This is a genomic window from Pseudomonas fluorescens (genome assembly GCF_902497745.1).
GTDB classification, from domain to species: Bacteria; Pseudomonadota; Gammaproteobacteria; order Pseudomonadales; family Pseudomonadaceae; genus Aquipseudomonas; species Aquipseudomonas fluorescens_BM.
The window spans coordinates 1-2,020 of the sequence record NZ_CABVHJ010000055.1 but is presented as its reverse complement, the minus strand read 5'-3'; the positions used below and the strand labels follow the sequence as shown (position 1 = coordinate 2,020).

Genomic DNA, 2,020 nt, shown 5'->3' with positions numbered 1-2,020 from the left:
ATTCCAGGGTGATCAGCGATTGGTCGGCTTCAACGGTATCGCCAGCCTTGACCAACACTTCGATGATCTTGGCTTTGCCGGCCGAACCGATGTCCGGAACGTGGATGTCCTGAACGCTGTCGGCAACCGGTGCTGCTGGCGCGGCTGCCGGAGCAGGTGCAGCGGCAGCGGCCGGGGCAGCAGCCTGAGCCGGAGCGGCAGCCGCAGGGGCCGCAGCACCCGCCACTTCCAGATCCAGAATCAGGTCGCCAGTGCCGACTTCGTCGTTGAGCTTGACGCTGATGGCCTTGACCACGCCAGCGGCAGGCGACGGGATTTCCATGCTCGCCTTGTCGGATTCCAGAGTGATCAGCGATTGATCAGCTTCGACGGTATCGCCGACCTTGACCTGAATCTCGATGATCTGCGCCTTGCCCGCCGAACCGATGTCCGGCACGTGTACTTGCTGAACCGAAGCGGCAGCAGGGGCAGCGGCAGGCGCGGCAGCAGCCGGAGCGGCAGCCGGTTTTTCTTCAGCCTTTTTAGCCGGTGCAGCAGCCGGAGCAGGGGCCGCTTCAGCGGCGCCCTCGACTTCCAGCTCAAGCAGTTCGTCGCCTTCTTTCAGACGGTCGCCCAGCTTCACTTTCAGGCTCTTGATGACGCCGGCTTTCGGGGCCGGCACTTCCATGCTGGCCTTGTCCGATTCCAGGGTCAGGATGCTCTGGTCGGCTTCGATACGGTCGCCGACCTTCACAAACAGTTCAATTACTTCACCTTCACCGCTGCCGATGTCAGGTACGCGAATGAGTTCGCTCACAAAATGTCTCCTCAGCAGTCCAGTGGGTTGCGTTTTTCCGGGTCGATGCCGAACTTGACGATGGCCTCAGCCACCACCTTAGGTTCGATATCACCACGGTCAGCCAGTGCTTCCAGGGCTGCCAACACCACGAAATGACGGTCAACTTCGAAGAAATGACGCAGTTTCTTGCGGCTGTCGCTGCGGCCGAAACCGTCGGTGCCGAGGACTTTGAACTCCTTGGACGGTACCCACTGACGGATCTGCTCGGCGAACAGTTTCATGTAGTCGGTAGAGGCGATGACCGGACCTTTACGGCCGTTCAGGCACTCTTCGACGTAGCTCAGCTTAGGCTTCTGGCCCGGCTTCAGACGGTTGCTGCGCTCTACAGCGAGGCCGTCGCGACGCAGTTCGTTGAAGCTGGTAACGCTCCACACGTCAGCGCCAACGTTGAACTCTTCACGCAGGATCTTCGCCGCTTCACGGACTTCACGCAGGATGGTGCCGGAGCCCATCAGCTGTACGTGGTGCGCCGCATCGCGGGTGTCTTCTTCGAGCAGGTACATGCCTTTCTTGATGCCTTCTTCGGCACCGGCCGGCATGGCTGGCTGCTGGTACGACTCGTTCATCACGGTGATGTAGTAGAAGATGTCCTGTTGCTCTTCGGTCATCTTCTTCATGCCGTCCTGAATGATCACCGCCAGCTCGTAGCCGTAGGTCGGATCGTAGGTGCGGCAGTTCGGGATGGTCGCGGCCAGCAGGTGGCTGTGACCGTCTTCGTGTTGCAGACCTTCACCGTTCAGGGTGGTACGGCCGGCGGTGCCGCCGATCAGGAAGCCACGGGTACGGCTGTCGCCAGCGGCCCAGGCCAGGTCGCCAATACGCTGGAAGCCGAACATCGAGTAGAAGATGTAGAACGGCAGCATCGGCCGGTTGTGGCTGGAGTACGAAGTACCGGCAGCGATGAACGAGCTCATGGCGCCTGCTTCGTTGATGCCTTCTTCAAGGATCTGACCTTTCTGGTCTTCCTTGTAGAACATCACCTGGTCTTTATCGACCGGCTCGTAGAGCTGGCCGACGGACGAGTAGATGCCGAGCTGACGGAACATGCCTTCCATACCGAAGGTACGGGCTTCGTCCGGGATGATCGGAACGATGCGCGGGCCGATTTCCTTGTCCTTGACCAGTTGCGCGAGGATTCGCACGAAGGCCATGGTGGTGGAAATTTCACGGTCGCCGGAACCG

General features: G+C 60.3%; 2 protein-coding genes. Both read right to left on the bottom strand.

Features of this window, described 5'->3' with window-relative positions; all coding sequences use genetic code 11:
• On the bottom strand, window positions 1-796 hold a 796-nt coding region (locus F8N44_RS31095), incomplete at its 3' end, for a biotin/lipoyl-containing protein (RefSeq protein ID WP_318182869.1).
• An 11-nt stretch (window positions 797-807) separates the two neighbouring features.
• A partial coding sequence (locus tag F8N44_RS31090; RefSeq protein WP_412071589.1) for a transketolase-like TK C-terminal-containing protein occupies window positions 808-2,020 on the bottom strand: 1,213 nt, incomplete at its 5' end.